This is a genomic window from Acutalibacter sp. 1XD8-36, from assembly GCF_009917525.1.
In the GTDB taxonomy this organism is placed as follows: Bacteria; Bacillota; Clostridia; order Oscillospirales; family Acutalibacteraceae; genus Acutalibacter.
The window spans coordinates 158,953-175,893 of record NZ_QZDU01000006.1; the positions used below are offsets into that span (position 1 = coordinate 158,953).

Here is a 16,941-nt window from a genome sequence, read left to right on the forward strand (position 1 = left end):
GCATCAGTGAACGCTGGGGCGATGATATCCCACAGTAACCGTTTACAACAGGTGTATCTCATGATTCCTGCCACCTACCCCAGCGCCACATCCAGTGCCAGCATAACGGCAAACCCAGCCGCAAAGAACAGCGTCCCCAAATTTGAGTGCTCCCCAAGAGATGCCTCCGGGATGAGTTCCTCCACCACCACATAGATCATGGCCCCCGCCGCGAAACTGAGCAGATATGGCAACGCGGGCAGAATAAATCCTGCTGCCAGAATGGTTAGCATGGCGGCCAACGGCTCCACCACCCCGGAGAGAACGCCGTACAGAAAAGCCCGCCCTTTCCCCGTCCCTTCCGCCCGGAGCGGCATGGAGATAATGGCCCCCTCCGGGAAATTCTGCAGGGCGATGCCCAGGGACAGGGCCAGCGTACCGGCGGCGGTGATGCCGCTGTTCCCGGATATCCACCCCGCCAGCACCACGCCCACCGCCATTCCCTCTGGGATGTTGTGGAGGGTGACGGCCAACACCAGCATGGTCGTCTGTTTCAGCCGGGCATGAGGCCCTTCTGGCTGACTTGTGCCCTGGTGCAGATGGGGAACCGCCCTATCCAGTATCAGCAGGAACAGTATGCCCAACCAGAACCCGACTACCGCCGGAAGGAACGCCAGCCTGCCCATATCCGCCGACTGCTCCATGGCGGGCACCAGCAGGCTCCACACGGAAGCCGCCACCATGACCCCGGCGGCAAAGCCGGTCAGGGCGCGCTGGACAGCCCGGTTCAGCCCGCTTTTTATGAAGAACACACAGCCTGCCCCCAGGGAAGTGCCCAGAAAGGGGAGCAGTAATTCTGCCAGAACATTTCGTACCATTTTTCTGCGTTTTCCTCCCGTTTTACGTTTGGGTACTGTGTACATTATGCGCTGTTGTCAGTTTGAAATACTCTCGTCAGCCATCTGCCGGGATTGTCTTGACCCCAAAGCAAAAATAAAGGATATGGAACACCCACACGCACCCCAGCACGATGCGGCCCACCGGCACGGCGTGCATCATCACAAAGCCGATGGACATGAGCAGGGTCACCGTCACCATAATGCGCACCTTGGTCTTTTTCGTCATGCCCTTGCCCTGGACAAAGCTCTCCAGGTTCTCCTTATAGAGCTTCGTACCCTTGAACCACCTGTCCAAGCGTTCCGAGCTGCGTGCAAAGCAGAACGCTGCCAGCAATAAAAAGGGGAACGCGGGCAGCAGAGGCAGAACCGCCCCCACCGCACCCAGCCCCACGCCGATGCACCCCAATACTATGTACCCGATTTTCTTAATTTTCATGCCTGTTCCTCCAATCTCCGTTTCTCTTTTCTGGTCTCGATTACGTGCCGCACCGCCTGCACCGGGCAGACAAGGAGCATCCTGGGCCCGGAAAAGCGCATCACCGCCCGGATTTTCTCCCGCATTTCCGGCTTGTAGCAGTGTACCCGGCAGTTGGAGCAAAAGGTCTTTGTCTCCATGAACGGGCAGTGGTCGCTGCGCTGTCGGGCGTATTCGGCCAGTGCCGCGCACTCCGGGCAGAGTCCCTTGGTGTGGTGGTTTTTCCGGCAGTAAAGGGCAATCATCTTGGCCACCATCGCCTTTTCCCGCTCCCGTTTTGTCTGTGCGTCCATCAGCTCAGCCTCCCATTCTCCACCGAGTACACCCGGTCCGCAATACGCATGGTACTCTGCCTGTGAGACACCAACACCACGGTCTTGCCGCCCCGCTCCTGGCCTAGGGACTTCAAAATCACCGCCTCGTTCAGGCTGTCCAGATTGCTGGTGGGTTCGTCCAGCAGCATCAACGGAGCGTCGTGAAGGAATGCCCTTGCCAGCCCCAGCCGCTGGCGCTCTCCGCCGGAGAGGGTGCCGCCCAGCTCGCCCACAGGGGTGTCGTAGCCCTTTGGCAGGGTCATGATGAAGTCATGGACAGCGGCCTTTTTGCAGGCAGCAATGATTTCCTCATCCGTGGCGTCCAGCTTTGCAACGCGGAGATTGTTCTTGATGCTGTCGTGAAACAGATGGGTCTCCTGGGTAACGAAACTCTCCAGCTCCCGGAGGTTTTGAGTGTTGATCTCCCCCACGTCCCTGCCCGACACCAGCACCTGCCCCGGCCCGGCCTGCCAGAATCTCATGAGCAGCTTGAGGAAGGTAGACTTCCCACTGCCGCTTTTGCCCATGATGCCCACTACTTCCCCTTTTGGCACGTCCAGGCTCAGCCCGCTGAGGACTTGTTCGCCGCCATAGGAGAAGCAGAGGTTTTCCGTTGCCGCGCCGGTAAAGTCCACTGCGGCCTGACCGCTGACCTCCTCTACCAAAGGCGCTTCCTCCAGAATATCCAGCACCCGGTTTCCGGCGGCGAAGGTACTCTGCAAAGTGCTGCCCAGGTTAGCCAGAGCCACGCAGGGGCCAAAGCTGCTCATGAGCGCCACTGTGGGAATAAGCACCCCGGTAAAGTCCACCTGCCCCCGGCTGTACAGCGCTGCCGAGGTGAACAGCATTGCTAAGTCCAGCAACAGAATCACGGTATTGGTGACGGCCATGCTGTACCCCGCCTTACACTTCATTTTGGACTCGCTCTCCGAGAGGGCATCGGTGCGGGCGTTCATTTGAGCAAGCCGGGCCTCCCCCTGGCCGTACTGGACGGTCTCGTCCAGACCCCGCAGGCTGTCCAGCACAAAGGCGCTCAGCTCCCCGGACTCCCGCCGGAACACCATGCCATCCTCTCCGCTGAGCCGGGAAGTCAGAATGGGCACAGCTACTCCCACCACGACATAAGCCCCCAGGGCCAGCAGCCCCAGCGCCCAGTGGCAGCTGCCGATGAACAGGCACATCACCACCGTAAACAGCCCGGCAATGGCCGCCGGGGAGATGGTGTGGGCGTAGAACACCTCCAGCAGCTCAATGTCCGAGGTGATGACTGCTATCAGATCGCCACGGTTCCGGCCCTCCAGCTTGGCGGGGCACAGGCGGCGCAGGGACCGGAACACTTTGTCTCTTATGAGCGCCAACAGCTTGAAGGCAATGTAGTGGTTGCTGGCCTGCTCGGAGTAGCGCAGAACGCCCCGCAGCAGGGCGAACACACCCACGGAAATGAAAATGGCGGTCAGGCTAAGGGGCGTGTCGAACCGCAATAGATTCAGCACCGCGTACCCGCCGAAGATGGTGATGAACGCCGCGCACAGGTGACCGGCAAGGCCCATCCCAATCGCCAGCACCATGAACCCGGCCAAAGGCCTCACCAGCCCCACCAGCCTCAGCATGACTTTGAACCCGCTCCGTTTCATTTTGACCCCTCCCTGCTATAGTTTTCCAAGGACTGCTGAGCCTCCCACAGGGCGGCGTAAGCGCCCCGCTTTTCCAGCAGCTCATGATGCGTGCCGTGCTCCGCAACGTGGCCTTTTTCCATCACATAAATGTTGTCTGCACCAGTCACGTTGGCCAGCCGGTGGGAGATGAGAATGATCGTCTTTTCCCTGGCCAGTTGGTGAATCTCTGCCATAATGTCGTTCTCGCTCTCCACGTCGATGTTGGAGGTGGCCTCATCGAAGATGTACACCGGGCTGTCGTGGAGCAGCGCCCGGGCCAGGGCCAGCCGCTGCCGCTGGCCGCCGGAGAGGTTTGCACCCTGCTCGGTGAGGGGGGTGTCAAGGCCCTTCTCCTGCCGGAGGAAACCGTCCAGCTTCACCTTTTCCAGCGCCGCCCAGAGTTCATCGTCCGTGGCATCGGGCCTGCCCATTTGCAGATTTTCCCGCACGGTGCCCTTAAATAGGTAGCTCTGGTGGCTGATGTAGGTGATGCTTTCCATCAGGTTTGCCTCGGCTATGTCCGCCAGCTCCACGCCGCCGATCTGGATGGAGCCGCTATAGCCCCGGTTCCGGCCCAGGAGCAGTCCGGTGATGGTGCTCTTGCCACAGCCGGATTCACCAACGATAGCGGTGAAGCCGCCTTTAGGCACGACTAACTCAATGCTATGAAGAATGGGCCGGTCAGGCTCGTAGGCAAAACTCAGGTTGGTGCAGGTGATGGAGCAATCCTCCGGGAAAGGTGCAGTGCCCCGCTCCGGCTCAGGCAAGTCCAGCAGGCGGAAAATCTTCTCGCTGGCGGCCATGCCGTTCATGGCAATATGGAAAAAGCTGCCCAGCTGGCGCATGGGAATGAAAAAGTCGGCGGACAGAAGAATGATGAGCAGGCACCCGGCCAAGTCCACCTGCCTGGCCCGGTACTGGGTCACGGAAAGAATCACCCCCAGGGCCGCGCCGCCGTAGGCAATCAAGTCCATAATGGTGATGGAATTCAGCTGCATGGTCAGCACCTTCATAGTGATCCGCCGGAAGCTCTCAGCCTCCTGGTTCATCTCCTCCTGCTTGAAGCCGTCGGACTGATAGATTTTTAAGGTTGTTAAGCCTTGCAGGTTTTCCAGAAAAGTGTCGCCCAAAGCGGTATATTGCCCCCAGTATTTGGCGAGCAGCTTCTTGGCACAGGTCTGCACGGCGGCGATGGCAATGGGAATAAGAGGCACGCACACCAACAGCACCACCGCCGAGGGTACGTTTACTGTGCACAGGTAGGCGAACAGGGTCAGCGGGGCCAGCATGGCGTAGAAAAATTGGGGCAGGTACGCCCCAAAGTAGGTTTCCAGCTGGTCAACGCCCTCCACCGCCACCTGGATCACCTCGGCGGTGCTGGCGCTCTGGCGGTAACACACTCCCAGCCGAAGGAGCTTTCGGTAGATAAGTTCCCGTAGGGTATGCTTGACGGCCTTGGACGAGAGATAGCTCATGCGGCTAGCCCCCACTGTGCAGGCGAAGCGGAGGACAAGCGCTCCCGCCGCCACCGCCGCTGTCAGGCCGAGCCGCCCGCTTTTACCCAAAGCCAAACAGGCTAAAAAAGCGGTTATGGCGGTCATCATAGCCATGTTTGCCAATAGAGAGAGCCATTGCAGGGCTATGTTCCCGGTCACGTATTTTCGGCTCTCGGGGACTGTGCCGATCAGGCGTTTGTTGATCATCATAGCGATCTTCCTCTCACAGATTTGTTAGCATATGCTAACCACATGTTAGATGAAAGCGCACGCCGATTAGCGTGCGCTAACTCGCTTATATTTTACTATGAGAAGGAAAATTTGTCAAGGGGAGTTTTATCCCAGCGACCAATTCTGGCTCTCCGTTTGCAGCTTGACCATCCGGGCAAAAGCCCCGTTCTTCTTCATCAGCTCCTCTGGGGTTCCCATCTCAGCCACTGTGCCGCCGGACAGCACTACGATCTTGTTGGCGTTCTCCACCGTCCTCATGCGGTGGGCAATAATCAGCACCGTTTTTTTCTCCACCAGCCGGGAAATGGCCTGCTGAATCTCCGTTTCGTTCTCTGCATCCAGAGAGGCGGTGGCCTCGTCCAGCAGAATAATAGGCGCGTCTTTCAAGAGGGCGCGGGCGATGGAGATGCGCTGCCGCTCGCCCCCAGAAAGGGTGGAGCCGTTCTCCCCAATCATGGTCTGATACCCCTGTGGGAGCTTGGAGATAAACTCATCGCACATGGCCTCTTTCGCCGCCTGCATGGCCTCCGCATCAGTAGCGTCCTTACGACCTATGCGAATATTCTCCATGACGGTGTTGTTGAACAGCGTTACATCCTGGAACACGATGGAATAGGCAGTCAAGAGCCGTTCCGGGTCAACCTTGCCCACATCCACACCGCCGACTGTGATCCTGCCCCGGTCTATATCCCAAAACCGCGCCGCCAGCTTTGCGGCGGTGGATTTGCCGCCCCCGGAGGGGCCAATCAAGGCCGTTACCTCGCCCTGCTTGGCGGTAAAGGATACATCCTTCAGCACTGTCTCGCCGCTGTTGTAGGCAAAGCCCACATGGTCAAAGGTGATGTCATAGTCTTTGGGCGAAAAGGCCGTTTCGCCGCTCTGGGAGGGGCTTTCATTGATCTCGTTCATGCGGTCAATATTGATTTGCAGGGAGTTCATAGCAGCCAGATTTTGCAGAGAGAAGTTCATCGGCTCATAGATACGGGAAACCACCAGCAGGAACAGGAAAAAGGTCACAAGGGACAGTTCCCCGCTCATCAGGCGCATACTGCCTACCAGCGCAACCGAGGCGATGCCCAGCTTGAGAATCATCTGCGCAGGGGCAACAAACATAGCTGATCCCAGCTCGCTTTTAATGTGCCTTACCTCCAGCGCGTCGATCTTCTTATTCAGACCATCGAGGTATTCCTGTTCTGCCTTGCAGCTTTTCAAATCGCGGATGGTTTCCAAACACTCCTGCACTCCCTCTGCCACAGCAAGGCTTGCGGCGGTCTGCCTGAGGGTAAAATAGTTCTGCGCTTTTTTAGAGAAACCTACAATCACCAGCGCCACCGGCAGCACCCACAGCGCCGCAAGTGCCATCTGCCAGTCATAGAACAACAGACTGACGGCCACAAGACAAGTAGAAATGACCGACCCATAAAACTGGGGCACATAGTGGGAGAACATCTGCTCCGTGACCTGCACATCTCCCATGATGGTGTTGGTCAAGTCAGATAGGTCTTTCTTGCCGAAGAAGGACAGGGGCAGCCGCCTTAACTTTTCCGCCAGCCGGATGCGGCAGGCTCCGGATTCCTGGTAGGTTGAGAAGTAAGTAGCGTTGTACTTCCAGAACTCGGAGAGCCAAATTAAGACCAGCGCTGCCACGATTCCAATGGCATAAAGCTCATAGTTGGGCTGTTCACTGTTCAAAAAATTGCTGACCAGCAGATAGAGCAGCCCCACCGGTAACATCAATACCAAATCAGCTACGGTGCAGGCGGCTGTGGCCTGCACCAGCCCTTTTGCGCCCTCGCGGGAGAGGGCAAAGCGTTTCATCAGCTTATCAATCATTTCGCAGCACCTACCTTCCAACTCACAGAGGTTTGATAATCCTGCCACATCTTGGCGTAAAGTCTACCGTTAGCAACAAGAGAGTCATGGGTTCCGTTTTCCTCCACTTGGCCCTCCCGCAATACAAAGATGCGGTCGGCGTTCTTGATTGTTGTCAGCCGGTGAGCGATCATAATGACGGTCTTGCCCTTGGAGAGTCGCTCAAAGGCCCGCTGCACCAGCGCCTCATTCTCCGGGTCCGCAAAAGCGGTGGCCTCGTCCAGAATGAGGATGGGGGCGTTTTTCAACATAACGCGGGCGATAGCGATGCGCTGCTGTTCGCCCCCGGAGAGGTACACGCCGCGGGTTCCGATCACTGTATCAATGCCTTGAGGCAGCTTCTGAATGATGTCGTCACACTGAGCCTCATGGAGTACCCGCTCCACCTCCTGACGGGAGGCATCCGGCTTGGACAGCCGCACATTTTCCAGAATGGAAGTTTTGAGCAATTTGCTGTCTTGAAACACATAGGCCACGGTGTCCATCAAAATATCTTTTGGAATGTCCTTTACATTGGTGCCGCCGATCTGGATGGCCCCGCTAGTTACATCCCAAAAGCGGGAGATCAGCCCCGCCACAGTGGTCTTGCCGCCGCCGGACGGCCCCACCAAAGCCACAGTTTCACCAGCCTCAACTTGGAGCGATATATTTTTTATGGCATCCTCTGTGCTGCCGCTGTAGCGGAAGGTCACATTTTCCAGCGTAACGGAATTGTCTGCCGGGGCCTTAGCGCTGTGGGGCTCGGGCAGCGGCTCCACATCCAGAACGGAGTGAATACGGCTCAGAGCATCGGCTACGATCATACCATTCTCGCTCATATACATGACCTTGGACATAGCTGTGGCAATGATAGGGGTAAAAATCACATAAAAGATGAAGTTCAGCAGAATCGGCTGGGCTACCGGGCCGCCGCCTGTCAGAATCAGCGCCAGTACGATGAGAAACGCAAAAGCGCTGTTGATGAACACCGTGTACATCAGCATGGGCGGGCGGCACTTCTTGCAGTAGGCGATGCAGTATTTGTAGTAATTGTCAATGGTGCCTTTGAAACGGGCAAAGGAGTGGACGGTCTGCCCGAAGGTCTTGACCACGGGGACGCCCCGCACATATTCCACCGCCTCGTTGTTCATATCTGCAAGGGCGTTTTGGTACTCCTTGATATCCTTTGCCATCTGCGGCCCCACCATCTTGAACATAGCGGCAAAGCCTAAAATGATGGGCAGGAGACTGACAAGGCCAAACCGCCAGTCGAACAGGAACAGCATGAGTACCATGCAGATGGGCGTGGTGATTGCCGCCGACATATCCGGGAGCTGGTGGGCCAGATAGGTTTCGGTGGCCGCGCTGCTGTCGCTCACAATGCGGCGTATCTTCCCGCTGCCCATCTCGCCGATGAATCCCAGGGGAAGCTGGGCAATGTGGGCCATCAGCGCCTTGCGGATGTTCCCGGCGATGCGGAAGGCCGAGAGATGGGAGCACATCAGTCCGGTTATGTAGATGAGAATGGACGCCAACGCGAACAGCACCGCCATCCAGCCGTTTTGAACGATGTGTGTGGCCTGCGTAAAGTTGGGGGCCACGGCAATGACCTCTTTGATGATCTGGAACAGGAACACAAAGGGGAACAGGGCCAGCACCGCGCTGACAGCGGACAGCATCAGGGATAGGTAGGTCAGAAACCTGTGCCCTCCGGCGTAGGCCATCAGCTCTTTGAGATTGCTTTTTTTCTTCACATAGATACCTCCTTGGATGATTAGTTGCAACTAACTATATGGCAAAAATAATGGGGCATAGTTAGTGTGCTAACTATTTTGTCCCATTATTTTCATCCATCCAGCGGTATAGAATTCCCGGAGCTGCCCGATGAAGCGCTTCGCCCGTTCTTTGGGCATATCGTGGCGCAAGACCTCAAACATCCCCTCGAACATCCCGCTTGCAACCATGTGGCACAGCTCCCGATCAAGCTCGGGCACGGTATGCCCCAAGTCCCTCAGCACATCAATATACCTGAAGGTGTACTCCACCTCAATGTCCACCATATTATGAACAAACTGCTCATAAGGGGTGCCGTCGCTGTAGCAGATCAGCAGCTTGAAGGCCTCCCAGTGGCTGTACATATAGTCGATCATCCAGTCCACACATTCCGCGGACTCCTTGCCCATATGGGCGGTCTGCTCCTCCTTGGGAAGCTGGGCGAAGTCCGTCTGTGTGGTCATGAACCGGCCCATGACCGCCGCCGCGCACGGCTCCACCAGGGCGGCGAACAGGGCTTCCTTGCTGGAGTAGTAGCCGTAAAAAGCTCCGGTGGTCACCCCGGCGGATTTGACGATATTCCGTAGGGAGGCCCCCTGAAAGCCCTTTTCCAGGAACTCAGTGGTGGCGGTCTGGTGAATTCTTTCTAAAGTATTGCGTTCGTCCATCGAATCCTCCGTAACAGCGTTATATAACGGTGCTATAATAACACAAATCAATAGCCCTGTCAAGTGCAAATGACAAAACGGGAGTGTCCCAACCGCAGAGATAATCATCTGGGTTCCCCCCGCCCGTAGGGCGGGGGAACCCGAAAAGCTCTCCGAAACGGACACTCCCTGCCAAAGCTGCCGCAAAGCGGTTGAATGATTTAGAAAGATCCATTGCTATATTTCGCTTTTTGATGTATACTTGAATGGATGGGATGGAGGTGCGTTAAATGGATTACAGTCTATCAGAAACTTTAAAAGTCGAAATAATAGATTTGGCTCTCCAATGCCAATTGGACAGGGTGATTCTTTTTGGCTCCCGGTCCAGAGGCGACAACCGAGAACGCAGTGACATTGACCTGGCCATACAAGGCGGCGATACCGTGGCATTTGCGGCTAGTGCTGACGAGGATATACCTACCCTGCTCATGTTTGATGTGGTCGATTTGGATAAGCCTGTGCAGTCTGAACTGTTGGAAGAAATCAGAAAGGATGGCGTTGTCATCTATGAAAAAGTTTGAAAACTTCTGCAAGACGCTGGATAATCTGCGGCTCGTCCGGAACTTGAATGAGCCTTACGATGTGCTGACCCTGACCGGCAGCGCCGCCCTGTTCGAGATATGCTTTGAGCAGGCATGGAAAGCCATGAAGGAGATTTTGCAGGAGCATGGTTATGGCGAAGGACAGACCGGCTCACCAAAGCAAATTCTCAAGCTGGCATATAGCGCCGGAATGATACAGGACGAGAAAAAGTGGCTTGCTATGCTGGTGTCCCGGAATGATGTGACCCATTCCTATAATGAGGAAATTGCGCTGGCGCTGGTGAAACGCGTGAAAGAGGAGTATATTGATTTGTTGGATGTACTCAGAGTGGAATTGGAGTCCCGTTGGCTTTGACATTCTTTGGGGTTCCGCACATGATTCCGGGACGTCTGCGACATTGACGCTCCAAAATCTGCACTGCCACGGGGCCTTGATCTGCTCTCAAAATGGCCCCGTTCTTCTCAAAATTCTAAGAACCGCTCGGAATTTTTCTTAGAACTGCCCAAAATCCGGAACCCAGTGCGACATCTGCATTTGCGAGTTTATGCCTCCAGAAAACGCCGAAAATCCCCGCAAATACTGGCTTTCCGGTGTTCTCTTATCTTCCGTTCGATTCTAATAAAATTCTCTAAATTCTGATTCCTGCACAACACTCGAAATGCGGTAGGTCGGGAGTTCACCGGCGCAAGAGTTCAAATCTCTTCATCTCCGCCATCTCTTCTATACCATCAATCCGCGCACTTAGCATTGCTGAGTGCGCGGATTGTTTTGCCCGCGCTGAAATATCTTCCTCAGGCAAATAAAGTCCGCTTTGCACCCCGACTTTCTTTTGTCTTTCAATCCGCGCGCCTTGAATTCCACCGCCAAATATGGTAAAATCACAATAGAATAAAATAGAGAAAGGACCCTCCCCCATGAGAAAATACATAAACATATCATTTATATACGCCATAGCCGCCATTGCCTGCGGCGTTTTCTACCGCGAGTTCACGAAGCTAATCGGTTTTTCCGGGAAAACCTCCCTTGCCTTTGCCCACCTGCATCTCTTTGTGCTTGGAATGGCTTTTTTCCTAATAATTGCGGTTTTCAGCGAGATAACGGACCTGACCGGGCAAAAGCAGTTCAAGCCCTTTATGCTGCTATATAATACCGGCCTGCCCTTTATGGTCGCCATGCTCTTTGCCAGGGGTATCCCCCAGGCGATGGATCTGGAGCTCTCTCGTGGATCATCCGCCGCCATATCCGGCATGGCGGGGATAGCCCATATCATTATGACCGCCGCGGTTATCCTGCTTTTCATGGCGCTCAGGAACTGCCATGTCACAGTGAGGCCCTCTAAGTAAACTATAATTTATATATTATTATAATATTATAGTATATACTTATGCACACCCTTCTTCAAGCAGGGTCCACTGGAAGTTCTCCCACAGCAGCCTGCTGCCCATATCCGTGCCCTCTGGCAGCAGGAACATCGCCACCTGATTTTCCACGCCGCTGTCGCTGGTCATATAAGCGTAGTCGCCGTTGATAGAATCAACCGTATAGTAAACCGGCCCCATAAATTTACACCTCCCCCAGCTTCTCTCTGGTCAAATCCCTGACCCACTTAAACTTCCTGAACCTAAACATGACCCATGGTATCTTTCCCACTTCGTCGAGGCAGGTGCAGGCGTATACCGCAAGGGGCGACCAGTGGAACACGAAGGCCCCGGTAAAGGCCAGGGGCACGGCAATGCACCACATGCAGACTATAAGGCTGTACATATCGAAGAGGGTGTCGCCGCCGCCGTCAAGTACGCCGTTGATAGTCACTGTGTTCACGCAGCGGCCTATCATGTATATAGCCATAATGACCATCATGCCCCAAAGATACTCCCGGGCCCTGTCGGTGAGGGTAACCATGCCCACTGTAAGTGGTGTGACCGCCAGCACCAGAAGGGTTGAGAGCAGGCCAATCACATAGGAGAGGTTCTTCAGGCGGATACCGTAGGCCTTCCCCCTCTCAAGGTTCCCGGCGCCCAGCTCATTGCCCACCATGATACCTGCGGCGCTGCCGATACCGTTGCACAGGCAGCAAATCAAATCCCTCACCACTGCCGATACCGAGTTGGCCGCAGCAGCGTCGCTGCCCATATGCCCGATTATAGCGGTATAGGAGGTAAAGCCCACGCCCCAGCAGAGGGAGCCGCCTATAAGCGGCAGTGCCTGGCGGGCAAAGTCGGCGTTAAGCTGCCTGGGGAGCTTAAAAAACCTCCCCGGCGCAGGCCGCACGAAGCCGGGCTTCAGGGTAAGGAGCAGGCAGAGCAGCAACTCTATAGCCCGGGAGATAGTGGTAGCCAGGGCGGCGCCTCTGGCCTGCATCCTGGGTGCGCCCAAAAGCCCGAAGATAAAGACGGCATTCAAAATAACATTCATTATAACGGCGCTGGAACTGATGAGCGCCCCCAGCTTTACGTGGTCCGTAACCTTCATGGCGGTGAGATAGCACTGGGAAATGCCTGTGAGAAGATAAGACCAGCCGGCAATCCGTAGATATGTACTGCCAATGGCAATAAGCTCCGGGTCGCCGGTAAAAATCCTCATGAGCATTCCCGGAATCAGCTCGCATGCAAGGAAAAACAGCACCGACACCATCCCCGAGTACCGAAGCATCATATTAAACAGGTCCTCAAGGGTGTGCCTGTCCCCCTTGCCCCAGTACTGAGCCCCCAGAATGGCGCCTGCCCCTGCAATAGCCCCGATAAACATGTTTTGTATAAACTGTATCTGTGTGGCCAGCGATACCGCCGTCATCTCCGCCTGAGCCACCCTGCCCAGCATCAGGGCGTCGGCAGCAGCCACCAGCGCCAGCATCAGGCTCTGCAGGGCAATAGGCAGGGTGAGGCGAAGAAGGTTCTTGTTGAATTTCCTTTTGTCTATCATTTGGTTTACTTCCCCTTTTTGTTACTGACTCCATATTATAGAGGCAAACATTGGGTTTGTCAATGATTCTGAGGGTATGAAGTAAACGAACCGGCCTGGCTGCAATCCGGGGCTAAATTTTTTTCGCAAACCCCTTGACAAATCAGAAAAACTTGGTATAATAATAGAGTCGCTGGGACATGTCCCCGGCGCAGGAGAAAGCGGTATTGTGTAATGGTAGCACAGCAGACTCTGACTCTGTTTGTCTGGGTTCAAATCCTGGTACCGCTGCCAAGGCTCAGGCCTGGAGCCCTAGGGCTCCAGGCCTGAATTTGTATCGAGGTGTGGCTCAGCTTGGTAGAGCGCTACGTTCGGGACGTAGAAGCCGCAGGTTCAAATCCTGTCACCTCGACCATGTGAATAGCCTATTGACTTCTGACCCTCCTGGGGTTGGACATCAATAGGCTGTTTTTATTCCCCTTGATTTTATGAGGGATTATGATTAGACGCTTTATCACACTAATTTGGAAAACATTTCAAAAAAAAGTGGCAAAACGCGTAATAAAAAAGTTGAAGACTGTGAGTTCTGAACTGGCCTGCCTAGTTTGAAACTACCGATTTTTCCTTTGGCCGTTGCTCATTATAAAAAATCATGTATTTGTCCACAGCCGCTCTAAATTCATTTTCAGAGCGGTATTTTGAACGGTACAATTCCTCAAGTTTCAGGCTTGAAAAGAAGGACTCCATTACAGAATTATCATAAGGTGTGTACGCCTTTGAGAAAGATTGTGTAACGCCCAATGATTTCAGATAGGCGCAAAAAGAATTTGATCTATAGTTAGTTCCACGGTCCGTGTGGAATATCAACGATTGTGACGGACAGCTGTTTTCATGTGCTGTACGAAAAGTACATTTTACTAATTGGGTGCTATTTGATTTCCCAATTCTATAGGCAATTATCTTTCTGGCGAATAAATCCTTGATGGCGCAGATGTAAAACTTTTTATTGTTGAAGCGAAAATATGTAACATCACTTATCCAAACTTCATCTGGACGAGTGACAGTAAACTACTGATTTACATGGTTGCTCAATTTTCTCTGTTCTTTTTTATAAGTGCTCTTGGCACCTTGCCGTATACTCTTTAGCCCCATTTCGCGCATAAGGTTCTGTACCATCTCAGGAGAAGTGTGGTGACCCTGTTCCTTCATAATAGCGAATATCTGATTGCTCTCATCGTATATCCTTTGAATAACTTCACGGAGTTTAGCACGATGTTCAGCATATGAGGAATTCTCGCGTTTGTTGCGCAGGATATGATTGTAGAATGTACCGCGGGGCACCTCCAGCGCTTCGCAGAGCATGTGAACGCTATATGTATGCTGTTCATGCAGCTTTTCTAGCGCATCCAACTTCACTTTGAGAGGATCTTTGGGTGAACAGTCCGCAGCTTTGAGAATTTCAATGATCCCCTCCAAGCGCTTGACCTTATTCTCCAACAAGCGAAGGTTTTGCAAAGTAGGTTCCTTGCGACTGGTTTCAGTAGCTTTTGCCAGTTTTAACCAGTTATAAATCGTACTTCTAGGAATACCGGTATCTTGAACAATATGGGAAATGGGTTCGCCGGATTTGTAGCGGGAAATTACCGTTTGCTTTTTTACTGGATCATGTTTGGTGTTCATTTTTTGCTCCTCCTATACCCTAGGTATACCATACTCCTCTTCCAATAGGGACTGCATTCTGCTTGAAAACTGTGACGAATTCTGATATAGTTAAGCTAAAACAGGAAAAACAGCAGTTCAGCAGTTGCGAAGGGAATAGCGTTATGATAAAGTATATCAGAAACTTACATGGGAGCGCAAATGTGTTTTATGAAAAAAAGGTAGATTTGCAACAGCCAAGTACCGACTATAGGGATTTATTACCTGTGGATGACATTCAAAATGGTAATGAATATCTAAATGCGTTAAGTTGGGCCTTTAAGAATAAGCGAGTAAAGATATTGCGCTAGCAGGACCATATGGTGCGGGGAAGAGCAGTATTATAGAATCCTTTCTCAAGAAATATTGGTGGATAAGGCGAAAGTCTCTCCGAATATCAATGGCAAGCTTTGAGGTAAATTCAGCCATTTATACTGACACAGAACGGAATGACAAAAAAAGCAAAACACCTATTGAACAGGAAGAAATCGAACATGGAATTTTGAAGCAGTTGTTCTATAAAGTCGGTTATGGAAAAATTCCTCAAAGTCGCTACAGAAAGTTACACAAAGTAAGTACCCTTTGGACATGGATAAAGCTAGTCTTGATTTCATTATTGACAATTCCCTTTGTTTGCGTTTTCAAGAAGGATTTCCTCACGGAAATCAAAGAAAGTGTTGTCGCGGCCGGAAAGATTTTGAACCTATCCGAAGGGCGGGCTGTTGGATTATTTATAGCGCTGACCATAGCAGTGCTCGGCATAATCTCCTACGCATACAAATCTCTGCTCTCGAGGTATACGATTCAGAAGGTTTCTCTTCCATCAGATACCGTAGTTGAAGGCGGCAGTGAAAGAAATGAATCGGTTTTTAGCAAGTACCTGGACGAGATCTTCTATTTTTTTGAAGTGACAAGATATCGGTATATATTCTTCGAAGACCTTGACCGTCTGGATGACTCTTCCATATTTGTGCATCTGAGAGAGCTAAATACACTGCTGAATAACTATGATAAAATTCACAGTAATCTAGTGTTTGTATATGCTGTCAAAGATGACATTTTTAGAGATGAAGACAGGACGAAGTTTTTTGACTTTATTATCCCGGTAGTTCCTATCATCAACTCGACAAATTCGGGCGAAGTTTTCACAGCCATGTTGGAGAGAGCTCAGAAGTCCGGAACAAAGCATAGCATTTCCCAGGAGTTCATCTTGGATGTGTCTCCTTATATCTCTGATATGCGTGTTCTGCAAAATATATATAACGAATTTCTCGTATACAAGGGGACAATCAAAGCAGGACATGAATTGGAACTGAACGACGAGAAAATGATGGCCCTGATTGTTTTCAAGAATTTGTATCCGTCTGAATTTGCGGAATTGCAGAAAGAAAAGGGTATAGTCAAGCAGGCTTTTGAGGATAAACGAAAGTTTATTGCAACGAGGCAAAAAACTGCACAAGATGAGATAAATGAGTTGTCTGCTTTGATAGAAGAAGTAAAAGCAGACACACTCCATAAGACGAAAGAACTTAAGGCGGCTTTTCTTTGTGAGATAACTGGATGGCAGGGCTTTGCCTATACTTTTTTGCTGGATTCTACTCAAAGATTAACTGCTGAAAGAGTATATTCTGAAGATTTTGATTTTGTATCTGTTATTTCGAAAAAGAATTGTAGTGGTCAGATGGCATCTTTTAGAGGACGTGATGTAAGTTTTCAGTGTAATATTTTTTCGCCTTTGAGCGAGATATATAAGCGGCGAGCCGACAGAATTAAACTTATTGAAAACAATAAAATAGGTAAAACTCAAAATACCATAGATGAATTGAAAAATAGTCAGAATATCCTCGGATATAAAAGGTTAAAAGAGTTGCTGACAGAATTCGGACTAGATATGGTACTATCTGAGAGTGTCCGAGATAACAAGTTGCTATCCTTTATGCTTCGCCGAGGCTATCTGGATGAAGACTACGCGAACTACATCAACTATTTCAAAGGCACCAGCATAACAAAGAGCGATATGAATTTCATACTCGCGGTGAAAAATTTGGAAAGGACTGAGTTTGAATATTCAATTATAAAAATTCCACAAGTTATTCAACGCCTACAACCGTATGAATTCCGGCAAAAGTCAATATACAATTACGCTCTGCTGGAGGAGCTCTTAAGTACCGAAGATGAATTAGAAAAACGGGATTTATTTATTGAGCAGCTTGCGGATTAAGATGAATGCAGTTGGGCATTCATTGATGGATTTATAGACGTTACAAAAAGCCTGGAGTTGTTCACCACTTTACTCGCAAAGCATTGGCCAGGGATGTGGCTTTATATATTCAATCGCGTTACCCTTTCGTATGAGAGAAAAATCCATTACTTGTTGATGCTAGTTCGCTTTAATTGATATTGACTGTCTTGTCGTAAT

At 52.0% G+C, this 16,941-nt stretch carries 16 protein-coding genes, 2 tRNA genes and 1 pseudogene; 6 read left to right on the forward strand and 13 right to left on the reverse strand.

Annotation, left to right across the window (positions count from 1 at the left end; all coding sequences use genetic code 11):
- Window positions 1–74 precede the first annotated feature (74 nt).
- The 8 genes from D5270_RS11265 to D5270_RS11300 form a co-directional block, all read right to left on the reverse strand.
- Entirely contained in the window at window positions 75–857 is a 783-nt protein-coding gene (locus D5270_RS11265; protein ID WP_166544185.1) for a ZIP family metal transporter, read from the reverse strand.
- A gap of 76 nt (window positions 858–933) precedes the next feature.
- Window positions 934–1,314: a YbaN family protein gene (locus D5270_RS11270; protein ID WP_166544186.1), complete on the reverse strand. Its 381-nt coding sequence runs from the start codon at window positions 1,312–1,314 to the stop codon at window positions 934–936.
- Window positions 1,311–1,646 carry a nitrous oxide-stimulated promoter family protein gene (locus D5270_RS11275; RefSeq protein WP_166544187.1) on the reverse strand — a complete coding sequence of 112 codons (336 nt, stop codon included), beginning with the start codon at window positions 1,644–1,646 and terminating at the stop codon, window positions 1,311–1,313. Before D5270_RS11275 ends, D5270_RS11270 begins: the two co-directional genes overlap by 4 nt.
- The gene (gene cydC / locus D5270_RS11280; RefSeq protein WP_243150324.1) at window positions 1,646–3,301 is read right to left on the reverse strand and encodes a thiol reductant ABC exporter subunit CydC; all 1,656 of its coding nucleotides are present in this window, start codon (window positions 3,299–3,301) and stop codon (window positions 1,646–1,648) included. Before cydC ends, D5270_RS11275 begins: the two co-directional genes overlap by 1 nt.
- Window positions 3,298–5,025, reverse strand: a complete 1,728-nt coding sequence (locus D5270_RS11285) for an ABC transporter ATP-binding protein/permease (RefSeq protein WP_166544214.1) — start codon at window positions 5,023–5,025, stop codon at window positions 3,298–3,300. The genes cydC and D5270_RS11285 overlap by 4 nt, the downstream gene beginning before the upstream one ends.
- Before the next feature lie 129 nt (window positions 5,026–5,154).
- Window positions 5,155–6,882, reverse strand: a complete 1,728-nt coding sequence (locus D5270_RS11290) for an ABC transporter ATP-binding protein (RefSeq protein WP_166544188.1) — start codon at window positions 6,880–6,882, stop codon at window positions 5,155–5,157.
- A complete protein-coding gene (locus D5270_RS11295; protein WP_166544189.1) occupies window positions 6,879–8,654 on the reverse strand; it encodes an ABC transporter ATP-binding protein in 1,776 nt (591 codons plus the stop codon). Before D5270_RS11295 ends, D5270_RS11290 begins: the two co-directional genes overlap by 4 nt.
- A gap of 69 nt (window positions 8,655–8,723) precedes the next feature.
- The gene (locus tag D5270_RS11300; RefSeq protein ID WP_166544190.1) at window positions 8,724–9,341 is read right to left on the reverse strand and encodes a TetR/AcrR family transcriptional regulator; all 618 of its coding nucleotides are present in this window, start codon (window positions 9,339–9,341) and stop codon (window positions 8,724–8,726) included.
- Between the two features lie 341 nt (window positions 9,342–9,682).
- Between D5270_RS11300 and D5270_RS11305 the strand changes: the two genes are divergently transcribed.
- Together D5270_RS11305 and D5270_RS11310 are read left to right on the forward strand one after the other, a co-directional pair.
- Window positions 9,683–9,901, forward strand: a complete 219-nt coding sequence (locus D5270_RS11305; RefSeq protein ID WP_330587519.1) for a nucleotidyltransferase domain-containing protein — start codon at window positions 9,683–9,685, stop codon at window positions 9,899–9,901.
- Complete coding sequence (locus tag D5270_RS11310) at window positions 9,888–10,277, forward strand: HI0074 family nucleotidyltransferase substrate-binding subunit (protein ID WP_166544191.1); 390 nt, start codon at window positions 9,888–9,890, stop codon at window positions 10,275–10,277. Before D5270_RS11305 ends, D5270_RS11310 begins: the two co-directional genes overlap by 14 nt.
- Before the next feature lie 322 nt (window positions 10,278–10,599).
- Here D5270_RS11310 and D5270_RS11315 read toward each other — a convergent pair whose 3' ends face one another.
- Window positions 10,600–10,851, reverse strand: coding sequence for a hypothetical protein (locus D5270_RS11315; protein ID WP_166544192.1), 252 nt, complete (start codon window positions 10,849–10,851; stop codon window positions 10,600–10,602).
- Between D5270_RS11315 and D5270_RS11320 the strand changes: the two genes are divergently transcribed.
- Complete coding sequence (locus tag D5270_RS11320; protein ID WP_166544193.1) at window positions 10,838–11,266, forward strand: DUF2871 domain-containing protein; 429 nt, start codon at window positions 10,838–10,840, stop codon at window positions 11,264–11,266. The two genes, D5270_RS11315 and D5270_RS11320, sit on opposite strands and share 14 nt — an antisense overlap.
- Window positions 11,267–11,305: 39 nt before the next feature.
- On the opposite strand, the gene D5270_RS11325 is transcribed toward D5270_RS11320, so the two are convergent.
- Both D5270_RS11325 and D5270_RS11330 read right to left on the reverse strand, forming a co-directional pair.
- Window positions 11,306–11,482: a hypothetical protein gene (locus D5270_RS11325; protein ID WP_166544194.1), complete on the reverse strand. Its 177-nt coding sequence runs from the start codon at window positions 11,480–11,482 to the stop codon at window positions 11,306–11,308.
- Window positions 11,483–11,486: 4 nt separating this feature from the next.
- On the reverse strand, window positions 11,487–12,845 hold the full coding sequence (locus tag D5270_RS11330; RefSeq protein ID WP_166544195.1) for an MATE family efflux transporter: 1,359 nt from the start codon (window positions 12,843–12,845) through the stop codon (window positions 11,487–11,489).
- Window positions 12,846–13,044: 199 nt separating this feature from the next.
- On the opposite strand from D5270_RS11330, the gene D5270_RS11335 reads away from it, so the two are divergent.
- A tRNA-Gln gene (locus D5270_RS11335) sits at window positions 13,045–13,118 on the forward strand.
- A 44-nt stretch (window positions 13,119–13,162) separates the two neighbouring features.
- Window positions 13,163–13,239, forward strand: a tRNA-Pro gene (locus D5270_RS11340).
- 185 nt (window positions 13,240–13,424) lie between these two features.
- Here D5270_RS11340 and D5270_RS17270 read toward each other — a convergent pair.
- Window positions 13,425–13,880: pseudogene (locus D5270_RS17270) on the reverse strand (IS3 family transposase); the annotation flags it as partial.
- Between the two features lie 12 nt (window positions 13,881–13,892).
- Window positions 13,893–14,504, reverse strand: a complete 612-nt coding sequence (locus D5270_RS11350; protein ID WP_166544196.1) for a helix-turn-helix domain-containing protein — start codon at window positions 14,502–14,504, stop codon at window positions 13,893–13,895.
- 361 nt (window positions 14,505–14,865) lie between these two features.
- Here D5270_RS11350 and D5270_RS11355 point away from each other — a divergent pair, with 361 nt between their 5' ends.
- On the forward strand, window positions 14,866–16,743 hold the full coding sequence (locus tag D5270_RS11355) for a YobI family P-loop NTPase (RefSeq protein ID WP_442858605.1): 1,878 nt from the start codon (window positions 14,866–14,868) through the stop codon (window positions 16,741–16,743).
- Window positions 16,744–16,941 lie beyond the last annotated feature (198 nt).

Excerpts from the sequence above, each read along its gene's own strand:
- cydC (WP_243150324.1), bottom strand. The coding sequence starts at position 3,301 with ATGAAACGGAGCGGGTTCAAAGTCATGCTGAGGCTGGTGGGGCTGGTG.
- D5270_RS11290 (WP_166544188.1), bottom strand. The coding sequence starts at position 6,882 with ATGATTGATAAGCTGATGAAACGCTTTGCCCTCTCCCGCGAGGGCGCA.
- D5270_RS11325 (WP_166544194.1), bottom strand. The coding sequence starts at position 11,482 with ATGGGGCCGGTTTACTATACGGTTGATTCTATCAACGGCGACTACGCT.
- D5270_RS11285 (WP_166544214.1), bottom strand. The coding sequence starts at position 5,025 with ATGATCAACAAACGCCTGATCGGCACAGTCCCCGAGAGCCGAAAATAC.
- D5270_RS11270 (WP_166544186.1), bottom strand. The coding sequence starts at position 1,314 with ATGAAAATTAAGAAAATCGGGTACATAGTATTGGGGTGCATCGGCGTG.
- D5270_RS11350 (WP_166544196.1), bottom strand. The coding sequence starts at position 14,504 with ATGAACACCAAACATGATCCAGTAAAAAAGCAAACGGTAATTTCCCGC.
- D5270_RS11320 (WP_166544193.1), top strand. The coding sequence starts at position 10,838 with ATGAGAAAATACATAAACATATCATTTATATACGCCATAGCCGCCATT.
- D5270_RS11315 (WP_166544192.1), bottom strand. The coding sequence starts at position 10,851 with ATGTATTTTCTCATGGGGGAGGGTCCTTTCTCTATTTTATTCTATTGT.
- D5270_RS11330 (WP_166544195.1), bottom strand. The coding sequence starts at position 12,845 with ATGATAGACAAAAGGAAATTCAACAAGAACCTTCTTCGCCTCACCCTG.
- D5270_RS11275 (WP_166544187.1), bottom strand. The coding sequence starts at position 1,646 with ATGGACGCACAGACAAAACGGGAGCGGGAAAAGGCGATGGTGGCCAAG.
- D5270_RS11310 (WP_166544191.1), top strand. The coding sequence starts at position 9,888 with ATGAAAAAGTTTGAAAACTTCTGCAAGACGCTGGATAATCTGCGGCTC.
- D5270_RS11265 (WP_166544185.1), bottom strand. The coding sequence starts at position 857 with ATGGTACGAAATGTTCTGGCAGAATTACTGCTCCCCTTTCTGGGCACT.
- D5270_RS11300 (WP_166544190.1), bottom strand. The coding sequence starts at position 9,341 with ATGGACGAACGCAATACTTTAGAAAGAATTCACCAGACCGCCACCACT.